This window comes from Streptomyces sp. NPDC057654, from assembly GCF_042800135.1.
Classification (GTDB): Bacteria; Actinomycetota; Actinomycetes; order Streptomycetales; family Streptomycetaceae; genus Streptomyces.
The window spans coordinates 1-4,076 of the sequence record NZ_JBHVHQ010000787.1 but is presented as its reverse complement, the minus strand read 5'-3'; the positions used below and the strand labels follow the sequence as shown (position 1 = coordinate 4,076).

The 4,076-nt window shown below is 71.9% G+C and carries 6 protein-coding genes; 1 reads left to right on the top strand and 5 read right to left on the bottom strand.

Annotation, left to right across the window (positions count from 1 at the left end; all coding sequences use genetic code 11):
- The 5 genes from ACFU99_RS35875 to ACFU99_RS35855 all read right to left on the bottom strand — a co-directional run.
- On the bottom strand, nucleotides 1–1,167 hold a 1,167-nt coding region (locus ACFU99_RS35875; protein ID WP_384400474.1), incomplete at its 3' end, for an NADH-quinone oxidoreductase subunit L.
- Nucleotides 1,164–1,553, bottom strand: a complete 390-nt coding sequence (gene nuoK, locus ACFU99_RS35870; protein ID WP_384400471.1) for an NADH-quinone oxidoreductase subunit NuoK — start codon at nucleotides 1,551–1,553, stop codon at nucleotides 1,164–1,166. The genes ACFU99_RS35875 and nuoK, both read right to left, overlap by 4 nt.
- Nucleotides 1,553–2,152 carry an NADH-quinone oxidoreductase subunit J gene (locus ACFU99_RS35865; protein WP_384400468.1) on the bottom strand — a complete coding sequence of 200 codons (600 nt, stop codon included), beginning with the start codon at nucleotides 2,150–2,152 and terminating at the stop codon, nucleotides 1,553–1,555. The genes nuoK and ACFU99_RS35865 overlap by 1 nt, the downstream gene beginning before the upstream one ends.
- Complete coding sequence (locus tag ACFU99_RS35860) at nucleotides 2,149–2,685, bottom strand: 4Fe-4S binding protein (protein ID WP_384400477.1); 537 nt, start codon at nucleotides 2,683–2,685, stop codon at nucleotides 2,149–2,151. The genes ACFU99_RS35865 and ACFU99_RS35860 overlap by 4 nt, the downstream gene beginning before the upstream one ends.
- Before the next feature lie 110 nt (nucleotides 2,686–2,795).
- A complete protein-coding gene (locus ACFU99_RS35855) occupies nucleotides 2,796–3,761 on the bottom strand; it encodes an NADH-quinone oxidoreductase subunit H (protein ID WP_384400465.1) in 966 nt (321 codons plus the stop codon).
- A gap of 78 nt (nucleotides 3,762–3,839) precedes the next feature.
- Here ACFU99_RS35855 and ACFU99_RS35850 point away from each other — a divergent pair.
- Nucleotides 3,840–4,076 (top strand): hypothetical protein (locus tag ACFU99_RS35850; protein WP_384400462.1); only part of this gene is annotated, 237 nt, incomplete at its 3' end.

Genomic DNA, 4,076 nt, shown 5'->3' with positions numbered 1-4,076 from the left:
CGGCGGGATGGCGGCCAGCGCGAGCAGGGCCACGGTCATGGTCCAGAAGGCGTCGGGGGCCCGCCCCCACAGCCCCTTCATCCGGGCCATGGCGGCCAGCGAATTGGTGCCCGCGACATGGATGATCACGCCGGCGCAGAGGAAGAGGAGCGCCTTGAACGCGCCGTGGGACAGCAGGTGGAAGACGGCCGCCCCCCGGTCGCCGGAGGCCAGCGCCCCGGTCATATAGCCGAGCTGGCCGACCGTCGAGTAGGCGAGCACGCGCTTGATGTCGTCCTGGGCGAGCGCGGCGAGCGCCGAGCCGACCATGGTGACCGCGGCCATCGCGGCGAGCACGACCATGGCCGCGGCGGAGGCGGCGAAGACGGGCAGCAGCCGGGCGACGAAGTAGACGCCCGCCGCGACCATCGTGGCGGCGTGGATCAGCGCCGATACGGGCGTGGGGCCGGCCATCGCGTCGGGCAGCCAGGTGTGCAGCGGGAACTGCGCGGACTTGCCCGCAACCCCGGCGATCAGCAGCAGCGCGACGAGCGTGGGGTGGTCGAGGCCGCCGGACGCGGCGGCGCGGACGATGCCCTCGATCCGGAACGTGCCGGCGTCGGCGGCCAGCGCGAAGATGCCGATCAGGAAGGGGACGTCACCGGCCTTGGTGACCAGGAACGCCTTGAGGGACGCGGCGCGGGCGGCCTCGGTCTCCCAGTAGTGGCCGACCAGGAAGTACGAGCAGATGCCCATGATCTCCCAGCCGACCAGCAGCACCATCAGGTCGCCGGAGTAGACGACCAGCAGCATCGCGGCGGTGAAGAGGGAGACGAGGGCGGCGTAGGAGGGGTAGCGGGGGTCATCGCGCAGATACCCCGTGGAGTAGAGCTGCACGCAGGACGCCACGACGGTGACGAGGACCGCGACGAGCGCCGCGAAGCCGTCGAGGTGCAGGGCGAGGTCGATGGGGACGGAGCCGGTCGGGGTGAGCCGGGTCGCCGCGTCGACGGCGTCCCCGCCGCCCTGCCGCCAGGCCACGACGGCGGCGAGCACGGCGGCGGCCACCGTCGGCAGCACGGCCAGCGGCCGTACGAAGCCGGGGGCGCGGCGGCCGAACAGCAGCCCCGCCACGGCGCCGAGGAAGGGCAGCAGGGGGACGAGGACGGCGGTGGTCGTGATCGTCACGCGGCGGCCTCCGCCTTCTCGTCCTTCTCGTCCTGCCCGTCCCGCTCATCGCTGCCCGCCGCGTCCTGCGGGCCGTCCGCCCGCTCGCTGAGGTCGCGCAGCTTGTCGACGCCGGAGACGCCGCCGTTGCGGTACACGAGCAGCACGATGGCCAGCCCGATGCCGATCTCGGCGGCGGCGACGGCGATGGTGAAGAGGGTGAGCGCCTGCCCGGCGTGCAGCTCGTCGCGGAGCCACACGTCGAAGGCGACGAGGTTGAGGTTGACCGCGTTGAGCATCAGCTCGACGGAGATCAGCACCAGGATCGCGTTGCGCCGGGCCAGTACGCCGTAGAGGCCGACGCAGAAGAGCAGGACGGCGAGCACGGCGGGATAGGCGAGATGCATCAGCGCGCCCCGTTATGTCGGCTGTCGGGACCACCGGCGGGGCCGGCGGGGCTCCGCCCCTGTCGAGATTCCCGCCGGGAGAGGACGATCGCGCCGACGAGGGCGGCGAGCAGCAGCACGGACAGCGCCTCGAACGGCAGCACCCAATGCCGGAAGAGGAACTCCCCGGAGACCTTGGTGGAGCCCTGCACGACGCCGTCCAGGTCGATCCAGGTCGTACGGAACGCGTCCACGACGACCCAGACCAGGGCGGCGGCGGAGGCGACGGCCACGGCGAGCGCGGCCCACCGGTTGCCGGAGTCCGCGTCCGGGGAGCGGCCGATGGGCGCCTTGGTGAGCATCAGCCCGAAGAGGAGGAGGACCACGACGGAACCGACGTAGATCAGGACCTGCACCCAGGCGATGAACTCCGCGGTCAGCAGCAGATACTCCACGGCGAGCCCGCCGAGCGCCACGACCAGCCACAGCGCGGCGTGCACGAGCTGCTTGGTGGTGACGGCGACGAGGGCCGCGCCGAGCGTCGCGATGCCGACCAGGAGGAAGGCGATCTCGACGCCGGTCGGTGACAGGAAGCCGTGTCCGGCGGCGGCGAGCGTCACGCGTCCCCCTTCCGGTTCGGGTCTCCGTCGGCATAGGTTTCAGCGGCCTCTGCCGCCTCGGCTTCGGCCTTCGCCGCGAGCTTCTCGGCCGCCTTGCGGGCCGCCGCGATCTCCTTCGGCTCCTCGGCCGCGGGGTCCAGCGCGGGCGGTGCCGGCACCGTCCACATCCACTCGCGGAGCTTGTCCCGCTCGTGGGTCAGTTCATGGATGTCGGTCTCCGCGTACTCGAACTCCGGGGACCAGAAGAGCGCGTCGAACGGGCACACCTCGATGCAGATCCCGCAGTACATGCAGAGCGAGAAGTCGATGGCGAAGCGGTCCAGGACGTTGCGGCTGCGCTCGCGCCCGCCGGGGGCGGCGGGCGGCACCGTCTCCTTGTGGGAGTCGATGTAGATGCACCAGTCCGGGCATTCGCGCGCGCACAGCATGCAGACCGTGCAGTTCTCCTCGAACAGGCCGATCACGCCGCGGGTGCGGGGCGGCAGTTCGGGCTGCGCGTCCGGGTACTGCGCGGTGACCGAGCGCCGGGTCATCGTGCGCAGGGTGACGGCGAGCCCCTTGGCGAGGCCGCTGCCGGGGATACGGGACCGGGCGGGCTGCTGAGACTCCTGCGGCTGCTGCTGCGGCTGCTGTGGCTCGGCCATTACTGGATCACCACCTTGACGACGCCGGTGAGCGCGATCTGCGCGAGGGCGAGCGGAATGAGCACGGTCCAGGCCAGCTTCTGCAACTGGTCCTCGCGCATCCGCGGATAGCTGACGCGCAGCCAGATGACGACGAAGGCGAGGACGGCCGTCTTGAGCAGCGTCCACAGCCAGCCGAGGCCGTCGGCCCCGAACGGGCCGTGCCAGCCGCCGAGGAAGAGCACGGTGGTCAGACCGCAGAGCACGACGATCCCGGCGTACTCGGAGAGCAGGAAGAGCGCGAAGCGCAGCCCCGTGTACTCGGTGTACGCGCCGAAGATGATCTCGGAGTCCGCGACCGGCATGTCGAACGGCGGGCGCTGGAGCTCCGCGAGCCCGGCCGTGAAGAAGACCAGCCCGCCGACGATCTGCCACGGCACCCACCACCAGTGGAAGGCGTCCAGGACGCCGACCAGCGAGACCGTGCCCGCCGCCATCGCCACGGAGGCGGCGGCGAGCACCATCGGGAGCTCGTACGCCAGCAGCTGCGCGGCCGTGCGCAAGCCGCCGAGCAGGGAGAACTTATTGGCGGACGCCCAGCCCGCCATCAGCGAGCCGAGGACGCCGACGCCCATCACCGCGAGCACGAAGAAGATGCCCGCGTCGATGGACTGGCCCACCTGGTTGCCCGGCCCGATCGGGATCGCGACCAGCACCAGCAGATACGGGAGCAGGGCCACGGCCGGGGCGAGCTGGAAGATCCGCCGGTCCGCGCCCGCGGGGACGACGTCCTCCTTCTGCGCGAACTTCACACCGTCCGCGACGAGCTGGGCCCAGCCGTGGAACCCGCCGGCGTACATCGGGCCGAGGCGGCCCTGCATGTGCGCCATCACCTTGTGCTCGGTCTGGCCGACGACGAGCGGAAGCACGAGGAAGGCGACGAAGACGGCGACCAGCCGCACGACCACGTCGAGGGTGCCGCTCACCGTTCCTCACCTCCTGCGTCATCCGGTTCCTTCGGCTCCTTCGGCTCGTCGCGTTTCTCCTCGAAGGCCGGGCGAGCGTTGTGCCAGGGCGCGTCGGAGACGCTTCCGGAGGAACCTTCCGCCGATGCGGCCTGCCGGCCGCCCGAGCTGCCGGACGCCGGCCGCGCGGCGGCCGAGCTCGCTGACGCCTCGGGCGTCTCTGCCTGCCGGCTCGCCGAGCCGTCCGACGCGGACCGCGAGTCGGCCGGACCTGCTGACGCCTCGGGCGCACCGGTCTGCTGGCTCACCGAGCCCTCAGACACCGACCGCGAACGC

Coding starts and splice junctions, on each gene's coding strand:
- ACFU99_RS35860 (WP_384400477.1), bottom strand. CDS start 2,685: ATGACCCGGCGCTCGGTCACCGCGCAGTACCCGGACGCGCAGCCCGAA.
- nuoK (WP_384400471.1), bottom strand. CDS start 1,553: ATGCATCTCGCCTATCCCGCCGTGCTCGCCGTCCTGCTCTTCTGCGTC.